Source organism: Acetomicrobium thermoterrenum DSM 13490, assembly GCF_900107215.1.
GTDB classification, from domain to species: Bacteria; Synergistota; Synergistia; order Synergistales; family Acetomicrobiaceae; genus Acetomicrobium; species Acetomicrobium thermoterrenum.
In genome coordinates this window covers 29479-49694 of sequence record NZ_FNPD01000005.1, presented here as the reverse complement: position 1 = coordinate 49694, position 20216 = coordinate 29479, and the positions used below count along the sequence as shown (strand labels likewise).

General features: G+C 49.4%; 21 protein-coding genes. 11 read left to right on the top strand and 10 right to left on the bottom strand.

Annotated elements, in window-relative coordinates:
- Positions 1-4: 4 nt before the first annotated feature.
- From BLU12_RS05115 to BLU12_RS10265, 6 genes are all read right to left on the bottom strand, one after another.
- Positions 5-1687, bottom strand: a complete 1683-nt coding sequence (locus BLU12_RS05115) for a M20/M25/M40 family metallo-hydrolase (RefSeq protein WP_159428506.1) — start codon at positions 1685-1687, stop codon at positions 5-7.
- 124 nt (positions 1688-1811) lie between these two features.
- Entirely contained in the window at positions 1812-3116 is a 1305-nt protein-coding gene (locus BLU12_RS05110) for a TRAP transporter large permease (RefSeq protein ID WP_091461053.1), read from the bottom strand.
- A gap of 45 nt (positions 3117-3161) precedes the next feature.
- Positions 3162-3722, bottom strand: coding sequence for a TRAP transporter small permease (locus BLU12_RS05105; protein WP_091461052.1), 561 nt, complete (start codon positions 3720-3722; stop codon positions 3162-3164).
- Positions 3723-3782: 60 nt separating this feature from the next.
- Positions 3783-4799 carry a TRAP transporter substrate-binding protein DctP gene (dctP, locus tag BLU12_RS05100; protein ID WP_091461050.1) on the bottom strand — a complete coding sequence of 339 codons (1017 nt, stop codon included), beginning with the start codon at positions 4797-4799 and terminating at the stop codon, positions 3783-3785.
- Between the two features lie 115 nt (positions 4800-4914).
- On the bottom strand, positions 4915-5667 hold the full coding sequence (locus BLU12_RS05095) for an IclR family transcriptional regulator (RefSeq protein ID WP_091461048.1): 753 nt from the start codon (positions 5665-5667) through the stop codon (positions 4915-4917).
- A 242-nt stretch (positions 5668-5909) separates the two neighbouring features.
- Positions 5910-6140, bottom strand: coding sequence for a hypothetical protein (locus tag BLU12_RS10265; RefSeq protein WP_234945474.1), 231 nt, complete (start codon positions 6138-6140; stop codon positions 5910-5912).
- Positions 6141-6271: 131 nt separating this feature from the next.
- Between BLU12_RS10265 and mntA the strand changes: the two genes are divergently transcribed.
- From mntA to BLU12_RS10180, 3 genes are read left to right on the top strand one after another with little or no spacing between them, the layout of a single operon-like run.
- Complete coding sequence (mntA, locus tag BLU12_RS05085) at positions 6272-6676, top strand: type VII toxin-antitoxin system MntA family adenylyltransferase antitoxin (RefSeq protein ID WP_091461045.1); 405 nt, start codon at positions 6272-6274, stop codon at positions 6674-6676.
- Positions 6669-7085, top strand: a complete 417-nt coding sequence (gene hepT / locus BLU12_RS05080; RefSeq protein WP_091461043.1) for a type VII toxin-antitoxin system HepT family RNase toxin — start codon at positions 6669-6671, stop codon at positions 7083-7085. The genes mntA and hepT overlap by 8 nt, the downstream gene beginning before the upstream one ends.
- Positions 7086-7130: 45 nt before the next feature.
- The gene (locus BLU12_RS10180; RefSeq protein WP_268753506.1) at positions 7131-7256 is read left to right on the top strand and encodes a hypothetical protein; all 126 of its coding nucleotides are present in this window, start codon (positions 7131-7133) and stop codon (positions 7254-7256) included.
- A gap of 406 nt (positions 7257-7662) precedes the next feature.
- On the opposite strand, the gene BLU12_RS09845 is transcribed toward BLU12_RS10180, so the two are convergent.
- Complete coding sequence (locus BLU12_RS09845) at positions 7663-7950, bottom strand: hypothetical protein (protein WP_159428505.1); 288 nt, start codon at positions 7948-7950, stop codon at positions 7663-7665.
- Between the two features lie 297 nt (positions 7951-8247).
- On the opposite strand from BLU12_RS09845, the gene BLU12_RS05075 reads away from it, so the two are divergent.
- Positions 8248-10146 (top strand): aldehyde ferredoxin oxidoreductase family protein, encoded by a 1899-nt coding sequence (locus BLU12_RS05075; protein ID WP_091461041.1) that lies wholly within the window; start codon positions 8248-8250, stop codon positions 10144-10146.
- Positions 10147-10468: 322 nt separating this feature from the next.
- Here BLU12_RS05075 and BLU12_RS05065 read toward each other — a convergent pair whose 3' ends face one another.
- Together BLU12_RS05065 and BLU12_RS05060 are read right to left on the bottom strand one after the other, a co-directional pair.
- Complete coding sequence (locus BLU12_RS05065; RefSeq protein WP_091461038.1) at positions 10469-10801, bottom strand: hypothetical protein; 333 nt, start codon at positions 10799-10801, stop codon at positions 10469-10471.
- A 219-nt stretch (positions 10802-11020) separates the two neighbouring features.
- The gene (locus BLU12_RS05060; protein ID WP_091461036.1) at positions 11021-11662 is read right to left on the bottom strand and encodes a flavodoxin family protein; all 642 of its coding nucleotides are present in this window, start codon (positions 11660-11662) and stop codon (positions 11021-11023) included.
- 541 nt (positions 11663-12203) lie between these two features.
- On the opposite strand from BLU12_RS05060, the gene yedE reads away from it, so the two are divergent.
- The 7 genes from yedE (at position 12204) to nudC (ending at position 18413) form a co-directional block, all read left to right on the top strand.
- Positions 12204-13295 carry a YedE family putative selenium transporter gene (yedE, locus tag BLU12_RS05055; RefSeq protein ID WP_091461034.1) on the top strand — a complete coding sequence of 364 codons (1092 nt, stop codon included), beginning with the start codon at positions 12204-12206 and terminating at the stop codon, positions 13293-13295.
- A 20-nt stretch (positions 13296-13315) separates the two neighbouring features.
- A complete protein-coding gene (locus BLU12_RS05050; protein WP_091461032.1) occupies positions 13316-13537 on the top strand; it encodes a sulfurtransferase TusA family protein in 222 nt (73 codons plus the stop codon).
- A gap of 410 nt (positions 13538-13947) precedes the next feature.
- Positions 13948-14742, top strand: a complete 795-nt coding sequence (locus tag BLU12_RS05045) for an IclR family transcriptional regulator (protein ID WP_091461030.1) — start codon at positions 13948-13950, stop codon at positions 14740-14742.
- Between the two features lie 62 nt (positions 14743-14804).
- Positions 14805-15587 (top strand): type I 3-dehydroquinate dehydratase, encoded by a 783-nt coding sequence (gene aroD / locus BLU12_RS05040; protein WP_091461029.1) that lies wholly within the window; start codon positions 14805-14807, stop codon positions 15585-15587.
- A 349-nt stretch (positions 15588-15936) separates the two neighbouring features.
- Positions 15937-16809 carry a shikimate dehydrogenase gene (aroE, locus tag BLU12_RS05035; RefSeq protein WP_091461027.1) on the top strand — a complete coding sequence of 291 codons (873 nt, stop codon included), beginning with the start codon at positions 15937-15939 and terminating at the stop codon, positions 16807-16809.
- 196 nt (positions 16810-17005) lie between these two features.
- A complete protein-coding gene (locus tag BLU12_RS05030) occupies positions 17006-17533 on the top strand; it encodes a macro domain-containing protein (protein ID WP_091461025.1) in 528 nt (175 codons plus the stop codon).
- A gap of 85 nt (positions 17534-17618) precedes the next feature.
- Positions 17619-18413 carry an NAD(+) diphosphatase gene (gene nudC / locus BLU12_RS05025; RefSeq protein ID WP_234945473.1) on the top strand — a complete coding sequence of 265 codons (795 nt, stop codon included), beginning with the start codon at positions 17619-17621 and terminating at the stop codon, positions 18411-18413.
- A gap of 69 nt (positions 18414-18482) precedes the next feature.
- On the opposite strand, the gene BLU12_RS05020 is transcribed toward nudC, so the two are convergent.
- The gene (locus BLU12_RS05020) at positions 18483-20180 is read right to left on the bottom strand and encodes an FAD-dependent oxidoreductase (protein WP_091461024.1); all 1698 of its coding nucleotides are present in this window, start codon (positions 20178-20180) and stop codon (positions 18483-18485) included.
- Positions 20181-20216: the final 36 nt, after the last annotated feature.

Sequence of the window (20216 nt, the reverse complement as noted above, 5' to 3'; positions counted from 1 at the left end):
TATTTCAGCGAGCGTTATCTTCTCCGCCATGCAAGCTCTCACCCTCTCCGGCCACAAGCCTGATGGCTTCTTTCAAAAGACGCGGGTAGACCTCCAGCGAGTAGGGAAGGTGGATCCGTTCCGTGTTCTTGTGCGAGTCTTTCCCGAAGGGACCAAGGTTGAGTATGGGTATATCCAGTTCAAGCAGCTCCTCTTCGGGAAAACGGTAAAGTTTTCCCCATCCCGGCAGGTTTTCACCGACGGTCCGTATTTCTTCGGCTCCCCCTTCGAAGCCGCAGTAACTGAGGTCAGAGACGCCTTCGAATAGGGATCGGATCTCAAGTTCGACACCGTAAGCGGTTTTCGCTTTCTCTCGGAGCTTTTCGGCCACGTGTCGCATCGCCATTTCACCGCAACTTTTACCACGGTTTGTGCGGTGCGGATACCAGGGCGGCAGAAACCCAACGATCCCGTAAGGCGGCTTTAGCGCACAAGCCTCTGCAAGATGTTCCACCGTAGCGAAAGCAAGTTCTCTTTCATCGGCACCCGGGGTGCAGGATGCCTCGGCTTCTTCCAGGACGTCGTGAAGCTTGTCACCCAGAAGTGTTTCGGCACGTTTGCGCAATTCCCCGAAGGTAAGGACCTTTGGACTCCAGGATGACAACACCGCGCCGGAGCCATTTCTTTCCTCGTAACCCTCTGCGAATCTCTCATATTGTTCGATGGCTCGTTTCTGAGCCTCCATGGCCAGGTGTTTCAGTTCTGCCAGGATGTCGCCGGGCATCTTTTGGGCGGTGAGGTAGCTGTAAAAGGCTGCCGCCTTGGTCATTATCGTTGCCGAGTATTCCTTGCGCAGGTCATGCTGACGCATGCAGCCATAGGGTGGGTATGCTCGTCCATCGAGGGTGTCGGCGTATTCTGGGTTTCCGTCGAGCATGATGTCCAGGTGGGAGACGATGGGCGCCGCGCAAAGGCCCTCGTAGTATTCCCCAACGTGGGTCTCCTTGCCGGCGAAATAGAAGAAGGGATTTATCTTGCCTATGCTTCCGAGATAAACAGAGGGACCCGCCTTTGACCCGCCAGCGAAAGTCGGTTCCGTGTTAATGCAGGAAAGAAACCGCAGGCCCTCTTCTTCCTGCAATGAAACCAGAACGGGAACGGCTGCCAGCATGCCGCCCGAGTTGTTTTCTTCGTCGCCTACATAGAGGACGGCTAGGTTGGCGCCCGGGTCAAATTCTCCCCTGGCTGCTTCGGCGAGGATGGAAAGTCCCGTCGCAACGCCTGTTTTCATGTCGGCCACGCCGCGCCCGAAGAGCCATTCACCGGAGGCCAGGTCCTTTTTTGCTTCGGGGGAAAGTTCAAGCGAGGCTATCTTGCGGGTGTATTCCTCGGCGTCGAAGGCCGTTTCCTTCAGAATACCACAGACGTTGGTGTCGACCACATCCATGTGACCAGTGAGCAGGACAGTGTCGGGAGTTTCTTTTTTAGACCTGACGAGGGCGAAGACGATATGCCTTTTGTAACGGTCGCCTTCCATCGGTATAAGCCGGACGTCGGAGGGGTTTGCCCTGAAATAGGGGATTTCGCGAAGAGAATCGAAAATAAATCTGGCTATCCTGTTTTCTCCCTCCCGGGACGGAGAGATGCTGGGAATGCCGACAAGGTCCAGTATGAGTCTGTAAAGATGGTCTTTTTGGGTGCTTATCAAGGGTATCACTCCTTTTTGGCTTCTACGGCTTTTAGTCTGCTTGTGCGAAAGCGGAGTCATCCCGGCGATGCCGGAAAGACCCCACCGGCATTGTACACCATCATAGAGCCTTGTAACCAGGCTTTCAGAATCGGCCCCCGAGTACGAGCCTAGGTAGCCAAAGGGCAAGTTCCGGAATGTAGGTGACCGCCAAAAGCGTCGGAAGCCACGCGAAGATGATGAAGATCATGGCGGGCTTCATCATCTGCGACACCGGTGTCTTTGCCATTCTACCTCCGAAGTACAATGTGGGCGCCGTCGGCGGTGTGACGTTTCCGAGCCCAAGATTGGTGCCGATGATAGCTGCAAAGTGGATAGGACTGACTCCCAATTGTGTCACGACAGGCAGCAGGATCGGAGTGCAAAGCAGCATGGCACTGACGTCGTCCATAATCATACCTATGATTATCATGAAGATGTTAAGCATGAGCAGGATGATGTACTTGTTCGTGGAAACGCTAGTCAAAACATTCATTATGAGGTCGGGGAGCCGTTCCTGCACATAGATGCGGCTGAGCATCATGATGCAGTACATCATGAGCATCACCACGCCGGTGGTTGTCGCCGTTTCGACCACCACCTGAACGAAATTTTTCCTGTTAAGCCCACGATAAACGAAAAAGCCCACAGGAATGGAGTACAGAACCGCTACGGCGGCGGACTCGGTCGGAGTCATGATGCCACCGTAGATGCCGCCAAGGACGATGACCGGCATAAAAAGAGCCGGTGCCGCCTTCTTACCTCGTTTTCCCAAAAGGCTGAATTTTTCTTTTAAAGTCATGGGGGGAACAACATGGATGTTTGTGTCGTTTCGAAGCATTATGAGATTAAGCGCGCTCAAAAGGACTGTCAGGACAATTCCCGGCCCGACGGTGGCAAGGAAACAGGCCAGTACAGATTGCTGACCTACCCAGGCGTAAAGGATCATTTGGGAGCTTGGGGGTATGAGTAGTCCCAGAGGAGCGGCGCACGAAACAAGGGCGGCGCTGTGCCCCATGGGGTAACCGTTTTCCCGGAGTCTGGGAAACATGATCGAGCCGATGCAGGAAAGGGTAGCGGCGCAACTGCCGGATATGGATCCGAAAACGGCGCAGGAGACCACCGCGACGACGCCCAGACCTCCCTTGACCCTACCTATGATGACGTCAACGAAATTCACCAGGGACGTGCCTATGCCCCCTTTGTCCATCATTCCTCCTACCATGATAAAAAGCGGGATGGCCAAAAGGACGATTGAGCTCATCTGACTGAAGCCGTAGGGGAGTAAAAATGACGGATCGTACCCATGAGCGACAACCATGAAAGTGGTGGATAGCATGAAGCAGAAAGGGACCGGCAGCCCGAGAAGGAGCGTGACGATGATCAGAATAAGAGCTATGGTTATAGCCATTTATTTTCCCTCCTGGCCGGAATGAGTGGGAAAAAGTCGATCTTCTTACCTGCCGGATTCATTGGTTTTCACCCCCGCTGATTCCTGAGAGTTCTTGCCATCACCCGTATCGAGTAAATGAAAAAGCTCTTCGAAAAAGTACACAATGGAGTAAAGGGACATAAGTACGTAACCTGCAAGAATTGATGTTTGGGAAATGAAAATGGGAATACGCAGTCCCGTCGTCCTTGGCATCCATACAATGCTGTAATGAACCATTTCCACGGCCCAGGCGGAGTAGAGTATGCACAAGGCGGCCATGGTGAAATGTATCAAGACGCTCAAGAAAGCCCTCTGTCCGGGTTTGAGCATCTGGGGTATTATGTCGGCCTTGACATGGCTTTTTTCGTAAACGCCATAGGAGCTTCCCATAAAATAAAGCCAGAACGCCGCTATAACAACGATTTCCTCGAGACCAAAGAGATCGGATTTTACAACGTATCGGAGAAAGACCTCGACGCACATTATCAGAACGACGAAGATGCTTGCCAAAGTCAGAATCCATTCCTGGATCTTGACGAGAAATTTCCATACGGCGGAGTTCTTGAAAGTCGCAATAATGTTCAACGATATCCCTCCCTAAAAGCAAAGGGGCGGGGATGATCCTGCCCCTTTGCAAGTATTTCTTTACATTGATTCCCTGATTTTTTCGATGGTTTCCTCGCCATAGATTTCGGCAAGCTTAGGCCAGGTGTTTTTTTGGATGTATTCGGCCAATTCCTGACGCTCCTGATCGCTGATCTTGATGATCTCGACGCCTGCTTCCTGGAGTTTTGCCTGGTACTCCAGGTCTTCGGCCTCGCTGTCGGCAAAACTCTTGTCGGCTTGCTTGTTAACCGCTTCCTGGATGATCTGCTTTTCTTCCTCGCTGAAGGAATCCCAGAGTTTCTGGTTGATAATGTAGGCCGTCTGGTCGAAGAGGCAGTTATAGGGGATGTAATATTTGATAACGTCGCGGAAGCTCAGGTAGTTGATCTGGGAGGAACCGCCGATCCAGCCGTCACATACTCCGGTCTGGATGGCGCTGTACGTGTCGGCATAAGGTATCGTGGTGGTTCGGTAGCCAAGGTCGGTGGCTGTTTCTCTGTACACGGCAACCGGAGCGATTCTGATCAGCGTGTCCTTGTCGACCCCGGGTTTGGTGGGGTTGGCAGGTTTTTTGGCGGTTCCGACACCGATGAATCCATCGCCGTAGATACGTAAAAGTTTAACGCCTAGCCTGTCGAGAGAATTATCAATGATATCGTAAATGTATGAACCTGGAGAGAGCTGTTTTTGCATGCCTTCGCCCGTCTGGGCCAGGTAGGGGAGCGAACCTATTTCCAGCATGACGTCAAACTGGCTGGGCAGGAAAATGAGTCCCATTTCAATGGTTCCCCGCCGGATTTCCTCGAAGACCTGGGTATAGTCGCCGAGCTGGTTTGCCGGGAAGATGTCGAGTACGATGCGACCGTCGGTTTTTTTCTCGATCTCTTCCTTGATAGCGTAAAGTGATTTTGTTCCGCGGTATTCGGGGGCGGAAATTCCCGCTACCTTCAGTTTGACAATGTCGGCGGCGTAGCTAGACGTTGCCGTTCCCGCGATGGCTGTGATGCTGAAGATGAAGAGGGCCAGAATTGCTAGCAACACATATTTCCGTTTCATGATCAATCATCTCCTTTTCTTTATTATTTTGAGAAATTATGGTTCAATTATGAGTTCCCCGTAAAAATCCCCCCTCTTTATTTTCAGGCTATGGTACCTGCCGTAATGGGCCAGTCTAGTGGCGGAACTTCAGCTTGTCTGAAATTTCCTCGGCTCCGTTTTTGAGTATTTGAATCCACATCTCGATGTTCGAAGGACTGGCTTCGGCCTTGGGTGCAGTCAGCGCCATGCTCGCCCATACGGCATTGTTCCTGTCGAAGATAGGTACGCCCACTGAAAAGTCTCCAAGGTTGAAGACCTCATCCTCGATGGAGTACCCGCGATTACGGATCTTCTCGTACTCTTCGAGTAGCCTTTCTTTGTCGGTTATGGTGTAAGGGGTTCTTTTTTCAAGGGCGACCTTTTCGAGAATCAGTCTTATTCGATCTGGATCCTGGAAGGCGGCGAGCGCCATAGCCGAAGCACCCGCATTTATCGGCAGGCTTTTACCTATAAAGTCGATGGCATCGTAGACCTTGCCAGGGCGGGTCCGCTTGTATGCGGCGAATGCCCGTTCGCCTTCCCAAATGGACAGGGTAATCGATTGGTCTGTTCTTTCCATAATGGATTCCATAACCGGAAGGGCAATATCGCCTATTCCCTTGTACTGGCTGTATACGTTACCGAGTCTCAGCACTAGGGGGCCAAGGTGGTAGGTTTTCCTTGATGCGTCCTGAATTACGAAGCCCTGACGTCGCAGTGATTCCAGCAGCTTATATGTGCCGCTTTTCCCTATGCCTACCTCTTCTGCGAGTTCCTTTAGGCCGAGCTCGTAAGGTGGGTCTCCAAGGCGTTTTAGAAGTGATAAAGCTTTTTCGGCGCTTTTCAATTCTGTCGCCCCCTTGCAATTATGTTTCCTATATGGAAACATAATTTCCTAAAAGAGTACCACTTTAGTATACTCCTCCGACACAGGGATGTCAAACATAGTGGGGGAGTGTATTGTCAACAAATGATAATTTCATCCCTATAACTAACCAGTGAATCGTTCACCCCCCTGGTAAAAAGAGACTGGTTACAATAAGGGGATGAGATACTGCATGACACAGAATGAAATCATTCGTCTTTACGTTATCCAGAAGCGTGGTAGAAGGAAAGCGGGTTCTGGGGTCGGATCTTTAATCTTGAATTGATGGAGTAGGCGTACCAGATTCGCGTGAGAAAGTCTTCGGCATTGGCCCAGGTATCATGTATGGAGGCAGGTCGAGCACCTACATCGTGAATTACTACTTCGAAGACGATGCGGAAAACAGGCCGGAGGGGGATAGGCTCGTTTTTAGATATATGAGCAGCTTCTAACAATCGTTTTAAGCTAGCCCCCAAGGCATTTATGAGGTTTTAAAGCTGCTTGAGCTGTTATAATGTTGTTGCAAACACGAGCAAGACTTTAATTTACAATGTCCTTTTCGTGTCGGAAAAGGAAGGCGGTTATTATGAAAAAAGAAAACAAAAAGGAAATGGAAGCGAAACTACGCGACTTTTTTGCCATGCAAGACATAAAACTGGCCTTTCTGATTGGCTCTTACGCCATGGGGACAGCTAGGCCAGATAGCGACGTGGATATTGCCGTGCTTTTCGGAAGGCGCTTTAATGTCAAGCAAGTCTTAGACTTGAAAGAACAGCTCACTGAGTTAGTTGGAGTAGACGTAGACCTTGTAGTCCTCGATAGCGTCGGTCCGGTGATGAAGATGCAGGCGTTAAAAACGGGCATCTTATTGCATGCTGAAAAAGGAGCTTACGAGCAGTTTTTTGTTTCTACGGTAAATGAGTATGACGACTTAAAATATTGCCGCAGGGAAATTGAAGAAAACATCCTAAGGAGGCGGCTTTATGCCTGATAAGGACATAGTTTTGGCGAAGGTTGCTACTATACAAAGGTGTCTTGACAGAATCCGTGACGTTACGGGTCTTGATCCCGAAAGCCTTGAAGATATTGACAAGCAGGATATATTCGTCCTTAACCTGCAGCGCGCAATTCAAGCCTGCATAGACCTGGCGGCCTACGCTGTGGCATCAGAACATTTAGGCCTTCCCGAAAGCGTCAGAGATAACTTCGTCATCTTAAAGGAAAGGGGAGTAATAGGCGCAGAGCTTGCCTCAAAAATGCTCAAAATGACAGGGTTTCGAAATATAGCGGTTCATAATTACCAAGCGCTCGACTTAAATATCTTAAAATCCATACTCGTAAATAACTTAAAGGACATTGAAGAATTTTATTCCACTCTTTTACAATATTGGCATTTTTAGTTCGAGGGGACGGATCTTGAATGACGAATAAAGGGCAAGCAAGATGTGCTTATAAGATTGTTGCGCCGCAAATTCGGCTTGCCATTTTCTGGCGAAAAGATGATCTGCTCCGTCACCGACGAATCTAAACTTGATGCCGCAGTCGAAGCCTTCCTTAGCGCCAAATCCTAGAATCCTAGAATGATTAATTTAAAATATTAAACCCCACTGTTATTAATTAACCCCTATTATATGCGTCATATATTTGATAAACATACAAATACTACTGAGCCCGCCCTTAACAGGCACTGATCTCGGTGGCATTTGTGAAACCTAAAATAGCTTTTTATGTTAACCTGTTAAATTAAAATTCAAGATTAAAGATCCGACCCCAGAACTTCTCGGGGATTTTATACTCCGATGCGCATACGATCTTCTTCTCTCCCAAATCAGGAAAGCTTTCCGCCAAAGAGGAACTCAAGGGCTACACTGTCGCTCTCACACAATTCGGGAAAGCCCTGGATATCCTGAACACCCAGCCGCTGAAGGCCTCTTCAGCACAGGCGAAAGGGGAGGTGGAACGCCTCTGGAGTACCCTTCAGCACCGGCTCGTCGTCGTCATGCGACTGGCAGGCATCACCACCATCGAGGAGGCCAATGCCTTCCTTGCCACATATCCTGACAAGCACAATGCACGCTTCGCCGTGGAACCGATGACAGGAAGGACTCCTTGAAGGATACCGCAAAGAAGACTGAAAAGGACGCGAAGGAGAAAACCCCTGTAATACCCGCTCCTGACCATCCATGGAGGAGGTGGTACGGCAACAAGCCAAACCCAAGGGAACAGATTCACCCAGTTACAACGGCAGCGAAGGAGGGATGACATTTTCACTGTCCCATATAGGCCCTTTACCCATGACATTTCCCTGTCCGTTGAAATTTTTAAGTTTTTTTTGCTTGATAAGAATCGGGGTGGGGCATATAATGAGATGATAAAAGGAGGAAATGCTAAAACGATAAAATGATAAAAGGTTTGGAGGAAGAGCTCAGTATACAATATCACGATCTAAATCCGAAATGGAATTATACCATTTCCCCAAGGTCGACGGAGTCAACGAAACAGGGCCAAAAGTAAACTTTATAATGATCAGAAAACGAAAAAGAAACAGGAGGTAAAACAAAAATGATAAAAGGCGGATATATAGGAAAGGTATTGAGGGTGGATCTGACAACTGGCTCTATTAAAACTGAGCCTCTGCCGGATGAAAGCGTTATGAGGAAGTACATTGGCGGCTTCGGTTTAGGCCTGTGGTATCTCATGAAAGAGCTGCCCGCGGGAGCCGGTCCCTTGGATCCCGAGAATCCACTTATTTTTATGACGGGCCCGCTAACGGGCACAAGAGTTATATCAGGTACAAACTGCACTCTAACCTTGTTGAATGCAGATACCGGATTTACGGCTGGCCGGTCTCATGGCCATGGGTGGTTTGGACCATACTTGAAAATGGCAGGGTATGACGGCATCATTATCACCGGAGCATCAGAAAAGTGGGTTTACCTCTGGATAAATGACGGCCAAGTCGAACTGAGGGATGCAGGCAAATACCTGGGCAAAGACACGCATGAAACCGAGGACTTGATAAAGACAGACCTTGGCTTTTCTTTGGAACCTGGAAAAGGGGTTAGTGTGAATGCTATCGGCCCGGCAGGGGAGAATCTGTGTGCCGGCGCTCTGATTGAACATGACAAGAACCACTCCTTTGCCCACTCAGGTGGCGGCACGGTAATGGGAGCGAAAAAGTTGAAGGCCATAGCTGTGCATGGGACAGGAGAAGTCCAAGTAGCCAATCCGGAAAACCTTAAGAAACTCGTTGGCGAGTGGGGTAAGATGGCTACAAAACTGGGTGTTGCACCCATCGTAGGACAAGCTGGTGTTCCCAGAGATGAATATGTGGGCGTCAAAGGCCTCGTCGGTCTTTCCGTTAACAACTGGACGGCAAACGATTTACCGGGCTTTGGCGATCGGATGGGCAAGCAAAAGATCACCCCTAAGCCTTGTTTCCGATGCCCGATTGGTTGCAGTTATGACGTAGAGGTAATAGAAGGGCCTTTTAAAGGTTATGTTGCATCTCTTTCTGGTGGTGGCGAAAACATGGAAGGCGCCGCTTCGATTGTTGGGGCTGGCGCAAATGATCCCGGCGAGGCTTTCTATCTAACGGACATGTACGATCGCCTTGGGTTAGAAACGAGTACAGCCGGTTGTGCGATGGCGGTCGCCTTCGAGGCCTATGAAAAAGGCCTACTTACCACAAAGGAAACAGAAGGGCTTGAATTGACATGGGGGAATCTCGAGGCAATTAAGACACTTCTCAATAGGATTGCTCACAGGGAAGGAGCATTCGCCAATATGCTGGCCGACGGACCGAAAGCTGCCGCCCAGCGTGTTGGATTGCCCCATGCTTCCGTTGACATCAAGGGAGCGGGCATGAACCTTCATGACTGGAGAAGAGCGTGGGGCGTACTTTTGGGGCAAGTGGTTGGTGGAGGTGCGGGATGGCCTTCGCCGGGAGCTGACTGCTGGACGGCTGAAGCTGACGCAGGCTACCCTGAGAAGGCGAATCCGTTAGGCCGGTATGGGAAAGGCAAGGAGGTCGCCGCAACGGCTGGGATCAAAATGTGGAATGATTCTCATGGGACTTGCTGGTTCGCAACTTGGGGCATTCCTGGCATTATGAAAATTACCTCGGAAGCAGTCGCCAGCGTAGTAGGATGGGATGATTTTACAGAAGAGGACGCCAGGCTATGCGGCGACAGGATTATGGCCCTTGAGAGGATTTTCAACATGAGCCGCGGGTTGACCGCCGAAGATGACTACAAGGTTTCACCACGGCTTACAGATCCTGCTCCTCCCGATGCTAAGGACGCAGCCGGCCTGAGCGTTGCCCCTTATATCGAAGGCTGGGTGCGAGACTTTTATCAAGCTATGGGCTGGGATAGACATACCGGGAAACCGCTAAGCAGCACGATGAAAAAACTTGGGTTAGAACAACTTATCGACCAAGTCTGGAAAAAAGGAAGCTAAGATCTATAATGGGCGGGGCACTGGAAATTTTCCGTGCCTCGCGTTTTTTTGAAGAGGTTCCCTTATTAGAGCAAAGGCATATGAGTTTCCTTCGATACAGCCAAGATTTTGCTCGAAGACAATGATTGCGATGTCGCGATTCTGGATATTATGGAAGTTAAGGGATTTGACCTCTTAGAAATCGCCAAAAAGAGTAAAATCCCCGCATTGATGCTTACATCTCACGCCTTATCGGAGGATAACCTTAAGGGGGCTGCAGCTGAGGATGCATCGTATTACGCGCCTAACCGGATATTCGACATAGTGTGGCAAAGCTGGTAGCCTAGATTTCTTTGAAAACCAAAAAAGATGAAAAAAGTTTCCCGGGGCGTTGTTTTTCGATTTGTTTTTTGCCATTTGCCTGCGATGACGCCATTGGGGTAATGAACATCCAGACGACGGACAAGCTCGACAGTATTTCGTCAGTGCAAATCGATGCCTGGTGGTGCCGCTTGATGGGGAGGTCAAGCTCCGAGACGGCTCTTCCTCGCCAGCGCATAATGAGATGCACCTGGGAGTTGCCCTTGCCTAAGGTGATGTTGACTTCCTCCAACAGAGTACGGAGCAGTTCCTTTCTGTCACGGTCTTTGGTGGTGGAGCCTTCCCATACCCGCATCAGGTCGCAGCCGAGGCTACGGAAGCGGTTTCGCTGCTCCTCGGAGGAGGTGGTACGGCAACAAGCCAAACCCCAGGGAACAAATTCACCCAGTTACAACGGCAGCAAAGGAGGGATGACATTTTCCCTGTCCCTTGACAGCTATACACTGAAAACAAATGAAAGTTCTACGAAAATGCTTCTCTCAGAGTTAAACGGCTCTGGATAGACCTCTAAAAATTACTTTACCAGCCTCACGCCCAGCTCGTAAGCACGCTTGCAGTCTTTGGGGAATACCTCTTCGTGGCGCCTCTTTTTGGCAACGGGGTCAAAGCGCCTGGCAGCGTACTTGGAGTAGTCGTCGAACTGCAGCGTGTCGTAGCATATAAGCGACTCGCAGGGGCCGAAAAACCTTTCAAGAAGTGCTGCGTTGTTACGAAACATTCGGTCGTAACCCATCTGTTTTGCGAGCTCTTCCGTCACGTTCATCGTATAGACCCATGCAGTGCGGACCTTTTTAGGCTGCCGGACCACAGCGTCGGGCTCGTAGATGGGAAATTGGAAAAAGAGCCTTTCCAGGAAAGACCTCATCTCTCCCGTGACGTCTCCAAAGTAAATGGGAGATCCCAAGATCATGACATCAACAGTTCGTATCTCCTCTAGAAGGGGAGCCAAATCGTCATTTACGGCACACTTTCCAAAGCTTTTCCCGCCTTTTAACTTACAGGCAAAGCAGCTTATGCAGCCCTTGTAATCGAGATCGTAAAGATGCACCAGCTTCGTCTCGGCTCCTGCCGATTCTGCTCCTTTTAGGGCGTGCTCGAGCAAAGTTGCGGTGTTCCACTTTTTCCTTGGGCTTCCGTTTACGGCAATTAATTTCATGGACAACACCTCCTAATTAGGTTACCCAAACAATATAAAACCCTGTTCTGTATTTTTGCAAGGGCAAAGAGGAGTATTTTGGTTTTGTGCGGATCCCAACCTTTGATACGTCGGATAATTTAGATAATCTCGATATATTTAGACAATTTATGAAATTGACTTAAACTCCCTTTTTTGTGATATTATGCTCTTGGAATTTTACCAAAAATTTGTGCGAAAGGAGGGTTTGTCCATGTTGTCTGTCATCGATCGCCGATGAGGCCCGGGAAGGATGCGGGTTCCGCATTCATGCACCCGAAGGCTTTTTTGCTTTGGCGCTTCAATTTTGGCTCCCGGGGCAATGATTTTCGGTCGATCGAGGGGCGAACGTGGCCCAACCCTCTAAAGTTTTGACTCGTTCCGGATCTTCCTCGATTATTTTGCCCGCCTTTTTTCGGAAGTTTTGAAGCGCCTCTAAGCACGCATAAGGGGTGCATTGACGGTGGAGATGTGCTTTGCTTTCTACTAGAAAATTTAAGCTTCCGGAAAGGTGGTTTGAAAGATGTTTCAAGCATTAAATCGTGCACTTATGTCTCGCAAAGGCCCGATTCTGACGGGAATCGCCGTCGGAATTTTGGCACCTCTCCTTACCTTTTGGGGCAATCCCGGCAATATGGGGATTTGCGTAGCCTGTTTCACTAGGGATATCGCCGGAGCTTTGGGGCTTCACAGGGGAGCCGTTGTGCAATATATTCGGCCAGAGCTTGCCGGCTTCATATTGGGCTCCTTCATTTCTTCCTTAATTTTCAGGGAATATAAGCCCAGGACTGGTTCTTCCCCGATCGTTCGCTTTTTCCTCGGCTTTTTCGCCATGATCGGGGCCTTGGTTTTTCTGGGGTGTCCGTGGCGGGCTTACATTCGTTTGAGCGCCGGAGATTTAAACGCCATCCCCGGCATCCTTGGACTGACAGTTGGCGTGGCCATAGGGATCGCCTTTCTGTGGCGAGGTTTTAGCCTGGGCAGGAATTATCCGGCGAAAAAACCCCTGGGTTATATCATGCCCCTTGCGGCGATAACGCTCATCGCCTTTGTCCTCTTGCGTCCAAGCTTCGGTCCCGAGGGCTCGTCTGCTATATTTTTTTCCGAAAAAGGCCCCGGCTCCATGGCAGCACCCGTCGCTTTGTCGCTTGCCGCGGGGCTTTTGATCGGGTGGTTGGCCCAACGAAGCCGTTTTTGCACCGTCGGGGCCTTGCGCGACCTCATAATGTTCAAGGATTTTCACCTCTTCAACGGGATAATAGCTTTTGTCATCGCTGCTTTCGTCACCAATCTGCTTCTCGGTCAATTCAAGCTCGGCTTTGAAGGGCAGCCCATTGCCCACACGAACGTACTGTGGAACGCCTTAGGGATGGTGCTGTCGGGCCTTGCCTTCACCCTTGCGGGTGGATGCCCGGGAAGACAGTTTATCATGAGCGGAGAAGGGGACGGAGACGCTGCCGTCTTCATACTGGGAATGCTTTTTGGCGCTGCCACAGCGCATAACTTTAGCCTTGCCAGCTCAGGCACGGGCCCGGGCGCATTCGGACCGGCAGCGACGATAATAGGAATAATGTTTTGCCTTAGCGTCGGCTTTCTGATGCGAGAAAAGATATAAAGACTAAAGAGGTGAAAATTATGGCTGAATCCATAACTGTAGATGCTAGAGGGCTTTCCTGCCCTCAGCCGGTAGTCGAGACGAAAAAGGCCATCGAAAGATCAGCATGCAGTGAAATTTATGTGTTGGTCGACACGATGACTTCCGTGATGAACGTCACCCGCTACGCAAAAAGCCAGGGCTGGACCGCCCAATACGACGAGATGCCCGAGGGCGGTTTTAAGATCACATTAAGAAAGTAAAAAATTGGTTTGCAGTTAAATAACTGCCGTTAAAGTCTCGGCGTTTAAGCAAAAAGACGGAGACACGGTTTCCCGGTCGGTCATCCCGAAAAAAAAGTTGACCTGACCGCTAACTAGGTCTCCGTCTTTTTTGTATCTCCTATAAAAATACCGTCGATATACCTCATATCGCTTTATTTTGATAGGCAAGTGACATGTTTTGAAAAAGATGCTTGACAGAGAAAAATATTTTGATAGAATACAATTAGGTTACAACAATGTAAAACATTGTTCAATATTACTGAACACACTTGGAGTCGCGCTATCTCACTGAAGAAGAGATTGCGCTGAGGTATCAGGGCCGTGACGGTTTGGAAAAGGCAAAGAAGGAGCTTCACTAAAGCTAACTCATTTAAGGGAGTGCATTGCAGATGGCTGAAAGGGAAAAGGGCACATCAATTCGACGAGCTTTAAAGGTGCTTTCTGCCTTTTCTTTGGAGGAGTCCTTTCTTGGAGTGAGCGAAATCGCAAAGAAGCTAGGGCTACCGAGAAGCTCGGTCCACTGGCTGCTTCAAGTCCTCCAGGATGAAGGTTATGTCTGCCAGGACCCGAAGAGCGGCAAATATCGTCTCAGCGTGAAGCTCTTTCACCTTGGAGCGATAGCGGCTAACACGATGAACATTAATTACGTTGCCCCTCCCATAATGGAGCGGCTCCGCGATCTTACGGAGGAGACCGTAAACCTTTACGTTTTAGACGGTTTTGATCGCGTCTGTATTGAGCAGGCGGAAGGCATTCACCTGGTAAGACAGGTGGTCCGCCTTGGCCAGAAGATCCCTTCATATTGCGGAGCTGCCGGGAAGGTGTTGGTCGCCTGGCAACCTGAGGATTTCGTTGATAGGCTGATCTCCCATACGCGACTTAAACCTTTGACCAAAAACACAATCTCTGATGTCACTCTCTTTAAAGAGGAACTTGCCAAAATTAGAAGGCAGGGATATGCAGTAAGTTTCGGCGAGAGAGATATCGAGGTTGTAGCAGTTGCTGCGCCAGTCTTCGACGAAGAAGGAAAGATACTTGCCTCCTTAAGCGCCAGCGGTCCCGTCTCTCGTTTTGAAATAACTCCCCAGGTGATAGAGGCGATTATGAACGCAGCAAGCGAAATTTCCTATCAATTGGGTTATTCAAAAGACCTGGAAGCCGCAATGTCGGGAGGCAAAGATTAGGGTATCGAAAAGGCAAAAATTTGATGCAAATATGTCTAAATACGAAAAAGGAGGACAAATCCGTGAGACTGAAGGCAGCTAAGCCGATCGTCGTTAGGGGAAAGAAACTTGGAGGAGACAAGCCACTGATTTGCTTTCCCCTGGTGGGGAAAACACCCGAGGCAGCTTTAGAGGAGGCCAAGAAGGCGATTTCAGGCTCTCCGGACGTAATCGAGCTTAGGGTTGACGCCTGGAACTTCATAACAGACAAACAAACTTCCATGAAAGTCCTTGGCGATATACGAAAATTGACCGATATACCCTTGCTTTTGACGTGCAGGAGCCACCTTGAGGGCGGATTTCAGGAAGTATCGGCGGAATCGAGAAACGCCCTCTATAAAGGTGCGATAGAAGAGAAACTGGTTGACCTCGTTGACATCGAGCTTATAAGCGGCTACGAAGAAATCAAGAATTTAAAGCAAATTGCCTCACCCCGTGACGTTTATGTAATTGTCTCCTTTCACGATTTCAAGAAAACCCCTCCCAAAGAAGTCATCTTTGCGACCATAGCCAAGGAGATCGCCTTTGGCGGAGACGTCGCCAAGGTCGCCGTAATGCCCCAGTCCATGGAAGACGTGCTGATCCTTATGTCAGCGACGCTGATGGCCAGGCGTGAGTTTCCCGATATTCCCTTGATAACCATGTCCATGGGGGCACTTGGTTCCATCACGAGGATCGCAGGCTGGCTCTTCGGTTCGGATCTGACCTTTGCGGTAGGTGTAGCCTCATCTGCCCCGGGACAGATACCGGCAGGCGAGTTAAGGGAAGTTTACAAGCTGCTTTATTCCCTTTACCTGAATGAGTAAAGAACAAGAATATAAACATAGGGCGAATTAGACAAAATTTACCGTAATTGGGTTTTTATTTCAAGTTATTTCAAGGAGGTAAAGCAATGAAGGACCTTGTGGCTTATCAGATAGTGAATTTCCTTGAGAAAAAGGGCGTCGAACACATCTTCGGCCTCTGCGGGCGAGATGGCCGAGCAGATCGTAGTACAGAGACGTGACCTTTAACATTCCTCCTCAAAAACTGGCAAACATAGCCGGTTTTTCCATCCCCAAGGATCGCCCGTCGGATGAGGAGCTTTTTGGCGAATTTTACGATCCTGAACTGAAAAAGTAGTAATCGGACTTAAATTAAATGGGAGGGGTAAAGATGTTTTGTCCAAATGCAGACACAAGGTTTATAGCGCTTTACGGCAATCCGCTAAAGCAGACTTTGTCGCCCCTGCTTCACAATACGGTATTTGAGTCAAAAAAGATGAACAACTTGTATTACCCACTTGAGATACAGTGCTTTGAGGATCTGTCCAAGGCATTAAAGACAATGCACATATTTAACGTAATAGGCGCAAACGTCACCATGCCATACAAGGAAAAGGTCATAGAGCTTCTGGATGGCTTGGACAAAAGCGCCGAGCAGTGCGGGGCGGTCAACACCGTCGTTACTACCGCAAAGGGATTGATCGGCTACAACACCGACGGCATGGGGTTTCTCAATTCCTTCATCGAGGAGTTTAACGTAAGCCCCGAAGGAAAGACCCTTCTTTTGATAGGTGCCGGAGGAGCTGCCAAGGCCGTGGTATTCGCCTTCCTAAACGCAGGGATTTCAAAGGTGATCGTCTACAACAACAGCCAAACCAGGGCCATGTCGCTGGTGGAAAGAGTAGAGAAGTTCTTTCCCGGAAAATGCGAGTGGAGGCCCCTTAACAATAAGCCGGTGCCGCCTGAGGGCATCGCCGAGGCAGATATTGTCATCAACGCCACGAAGGTTGGCATGAAAGGCGAAGCGGAGGGTCAGTCGCTGGTATTGCCCGACAGCTTCCGCCCGGGGCAGTTCGTCTGCGACGTCGTCTACAACCCGCCCGAGACTAAGCTGCTGGCTGATGCCAAAAAGGCAGGCTGCAAGACCTTAAGCGGAGACGGCATGCTCGTATACCAGGCGGCTGCTGCCTTTAAGCTGTGGTTCGGAGTAGATTCCGACGTAGAGTTGATGAAGCGGACGTTTAGAAATTACTTCGGATTTTAAATAAATAATACAATGACGCTGGTCATTACCGACCGGCGTCATTGACCGGAGACGTAGAGGGTTTGACCTTCCAAGAAAGATAAAGGGCAAAGGGGGCTTGGCAATGGCTAAAGTTATCAGGAGGTTGCCTGAAGGAGCAAAAATAAGCTATTTTAATATAGGTTAGCAGTAATCTTTTAGGAAAGGAGGAGACGGCATGGAAAAGAAGATTTCAGGAGTGACCATAGAGTGTGTACAGGGAGATATAACAAGACAGCCCGATGTGACAGCGGTTGTAAACGCTGCCAATGCTTGGCTTAAGCCCGGCGGGGGAGTGGCAGGAGCGATACATCGCGCTGCAGGGCCTGAGCTCGATAAGGAGTGTCGACCTCTGGCGCCCATAAAGCCGGGCCAGGCCGTCATCACAGGCGGGCATAATCTTCCCAACAAATACGTTATCCACTGTCTGGGACCTCGCTACGGCGTAGATAAACCCGAAGACAGGCTGCTTTCAGATTGCTATCGAAATGCCCTCAAGCTTGCAGATGAACACGAAATAGACTCCATCGCCTTTCCGGCTATATCCACAGGCGTTTTCGGCTATCCCGTCCAAGAGGCTGCGGAAGTGGCGCTAAGGACCGTCAAAGAGACCATCCCCTCGCTCAAGCACGTCCATAAAATCAGGTTTGTCCTTCACAGCGACAGAGATCTCAAAATTCACGAAAAGGTGCTTGAAAGCCTATAAGCCCGCAGAGAGCATAAAATTTCATAATTTTGGTATAAAATAAATAAGGCAGTTTGGATAATTTTAAAAAGCAGGTGGAAATGCGTTGGAAGAAATCTGGTACCTATTTAAGGACCACAAGTTGCTGTTGTGTCATGCCTCCAAGATGAGGTTGCCGACTTCGCGTGATGTAGAATGCCTGGCCGACAAGATCGTTAGTAAAGGAGTCATCGCCATAGGAGACGCAGGCAGAGACGAAAACCCGAGGCAATATTGGGCTGAGATGTCGCCGGAAGCTTCAATTCCCGAAGGCATGGTCGCTTTAGGGCTTCGGGACGTCGGCAGCATCCTGGGGGAGGAGGCCTTTTACGCAGCGGCAAGGGCATTTCAGCTTATGAACTGGGTGGGGCGATACCGCTTTTGCATGTCCTGCGGCGATACATTGGAACCCTCATCGGTGGACAACAGTAAAATTTGCCCAACCTGCGGTTCCGTTTTCTATCCTCCCGTAAGCCCTGCAGTGATAGTAGCGGTGGAAAGGGAGGGCAAAATACTGCTTGCCAGAAACGCCAGCTTTCCTCCAAAGCGATACAGCGTCATTGCAGGTTTCGTGGAGCCCGGCGAGAGCTTCGAGGACGCCGTCAGGCGCGAAGTCAGGGAGGAAGTCTCCATAGAGGTAAAGGACATCAAATATTTCGGAAGCCAGCCCTGGCCCTTTCCTCACTCGATAATGGTGGGGTTTACGGCCAAATGGGCATCGGGCGAACTCAAGCCGGACGGCCGGGAGATATTGGATGCGGGCTGGTTTTCTCCCGACGAAATGCCCGATCTTCCGCCGGGAGTAAGCATAGCCCGAAAGCTCATAGACAACTTCAGGCGCAGCCGGGGTGTAGAGTTTTAAAGTCGTGGTTAATAATAAGATGAAAAAAAGGGAGAGCGTTTTGCCCTCCCTTTATAATCTATATGCAGTCTAATTAAAGTTATATTCTGTAACGATCTTCTTTCTTCCCGTCACTTGATCTTGATAGTACTCGTAGCAGCAAATGCCGAGGAACGAACCGGAGATATTATAGACGTTTGTATATCCCATACCCTGCAGGGCCATCACGGCGTAATAGCTTCTCTGGCCAGAACGGCAGTGCAAATAAACGGGCCTGTCTTTGGGTATTTCATTTACCCTTGATCTCAGCTCGCTTAAAGGAATGTTGATGGCATTTATGAGGTGTCCTTTATTGTATTCCTCCTTCTCGCGGACGTCGACGATAAAGGCATTGTTTTCCACCAATTCCCTTACCTTCGTGACGGGAACTTGCTTGTACCTGCCGTTTAAGAGGTTTAAGCCGACCAGTGCGGCGTGATTGACCACGTCTTTTGGAGTGCTAAAAGGAGGGGCGTAGGACAGTTCTAACTCCTTTAGGTCCTCCAAGGTGCCGTTCATCAATATCAACGTGGCAATTATATCTATCCTCTTATCCACGTTTCCCTTACCTATGGCCTGGGCACCCAGTATTCTTCCCGTTGGGTACTCGTATATTAACTTAAAATGCATTATATTGCAGTCAGGCATAAGACTTACCTTATCAAAGGGGATAATGTAAACGAAATCGTAGGAAATCCCGGCAGCCTTCGCCCGCTTTTCGTTCAATCCCGTCAATGCGGCGTTCAGATCGAAAAGCTTGACGACAGAGGTGCATATATGTCCGTTATTTCTGTGGGGGATGCCGTAAATGTGATCGGCTGCAGCCCTTGCCTGCCTTTGTGCCGGTCCGGCCAGAGCGCATCTGAAGTACTTGTGTTCTAAGCGGGAGTATACTTCAATGGCGTCGCCTATGGCGTATATATCTTTATCGCTTGTCAAATAGTTATGGTCGACCTTGATCGCGCCTGTAGTGCCAATTTCAAGCCCTGCGTCCTTGGCGAGAGCTATATCGGGTGCGACGCCGACAGCCATGACCACGGCCTTGGCGTTGACTTTTCTCCCGGATTTCAGGACTAGGTGATCGTTGTCTATCTTCACTACGGCATCGTTTAAGATGAGATTGACGCCTTTGTCGTATATTTCTTTATGAAGTATCTGAGCCATGTCGTTATCGAAAGGTGCCATTACTTGTTCGGTGGCTTCTATTATGGAGACTTTTTTGCCTGCCCTATGCAAGTTGTCCGCTATTTCCAGCCCTATATAACCACCGCCTACTACGGCGACGTCTTCGATGTTGTTCTTTTTGAGATACGTATAGAGCCGATCGATATCTACCACGTTCCTAGCTGTAAATACGTGTTCTTTATCAACTCCTTCGATGCTTTTCGGCAAGATGGGATGTGCGCCGGGAGAGAGGATCAATTTATCGTAACTTTCTTCGTATTCTCTACCGCTGGCGTGATCCTTTACCAAGATCTTTTTCTCGTTTCTTTTGATTTTTATTACTTCACTGTTAACCCTTGCTTCGATGTTATATTGCTTTAAAAACTTTTCCGGAGACATTAAAATGAGATCTTCGGTTTTTTTAACGGTATCGCTGAGGCGATAGGGCAGACTGCAGTTTGAGAATGAAACATGTGGTCCCTTCTCAAAAATAACGATCCTGGCAAACTCGTCTAATCTCCTTATTCTTGCCGCAGCGGAAGCCCCGCCGGCCACTCCGCCGATTATTAAAATCTTTTTTTCCATTAATACTTACCTCCCAGTAGTTTAAAATATTTTAAA

Coding starts and splice junctions, on each gene's coding strand:
- hepT (WP_091461043.1), top strand. CDS start 6,669: ATGCCTGATAAGGACATAGTTTTGGCGAAGGTTGCTACTATACAAAGG.
- mntA (WP_091461045.1), top strand. CDS start 6,272: ATGAAAAAAGAAAACAAAAAGGAAATGGAAGCGAAACTACGCGACTTT.
- aroE (WP_091461027.1), top strand. CDS start 15,937: ATGTTTTGTCCAAATGCAGACACAAGGTTTATAGCGCTTTACGGCAAT.
- BLU12_RS05020 (WP_091461024.1), bottom strand. CDS start 20,180: ATGGAAAAAAAGATTTTAATAATCGGCGGAGTGGCCGGCGGGGCTTCC.
- BLU12_RS05075 (WP_091461041.1), top strand. CDS start 8,248: ATGATAAAAGGCGGATATATAGGAAAGGTATTGAGGGTGGATCTGACA.
- BLU12_RS09845 (WP_159428505.1), bottom strand. CDS start 7,950: ATGTCATCCCTCCTTCGCTGCCGTTGTAACTGGGTGAATCTGTTCCCT.
- yedE (WP_091461034.1), top strand. CDS start 12,204: ATGTTTCAAGCATTAAATCGTGCACTTATGTCTCGCAAAGGCCCGATT.
- dctP (WP_091461050.1), bottom strand. CDS start 4,799: ATGAAACGGAAATATGTGTTGCTAGCAATTCTGGCCCTCTTCATCTTC.
- BLU12_RS05045 (WP_091461030.1), top strand. CDS start 13,948: ATGGCTGAAAGGGAAAAGGGCACATCAATTCGACGAGCTTTAAAGGTG.
- BLU12_RS05060 (WP_091461036.1), bottom strand. CDS start 11,662: ATGAAATTAATTGCCGTAAACGGAAGCCCAAGGAAAAAGTGGAACACC.
- BLU12_RS05065 (WP_091461038.1), bottom strand. CDS start 10,801: ATGCGGGTATGGGAAGGCTCCACCACCAAAGACCGTGACAGAAAGGAA.
- BLU12_RS05030 (WP_091461025.1), top strand. CDS start 17,006: ATGGAAAAGAAGATTTCAGGAGTGACCATAGAGTGTGTACAGGGAGAT.
- BLU12_RS05110 (WP_091461053.1), bottom strand. CDS start 3,116: ATGGCTATAACCATAGCTCTTATTCTGATCATCGTCACGCTCCTTCTC.
- BLU12_RS05050 (WP_091461032.1), top strand. CDS start 13,316: ATGGCTGAATCCATAACTGTAGATGCTAGAGGGCTTTCCTGCCCTCAG.